This is a genomic window from Tetzosporium hominis (genome assembly GCF_002265435.1).
GTDB lineage: Bacteria > Bacillota > Bacilli > Bacillales_A > Planococcaceae > Chryseomicrobium > Chryseomicrobium hominis.
On the sequence record NZ_NOKQ01000306.1, the window covers coordinates 1 to 231 of the forward strand.

At 47.6% G+C, this 231-nt stretch carries 1 pseudogene; it reads right to left on the bottom strand.

The window, feature by feature from the left end:
- A pseudogene (locus CF394_RS13545) lies at positions 1 to 231 on the bottom strand (LacI family transcriptional regulator); the annotation flags it as partial.

Genomic DNA, 231 nt, shown 5'->3' on the forward strand with positions numbered 1-231 from the left:
ACATCCTGGCTGATTAAATCCAAGAGCACATCGTTGTTCCTTCCCGTCGTATTAATAATCAGCCCTTCAATGTAATGCGCGTTCAGCTTGTGCAGCATCTCCCTTTCTTTCTCAGGACTGTTGTCCGTGTTGCAGACCATGATGCTGTATCCGTACTGATCGCAAACCTCTTCCACCCCTCTCAAGGTGGCTACTGAAAACGGGTTTGTAATATCGGCGACCAAAAATCCG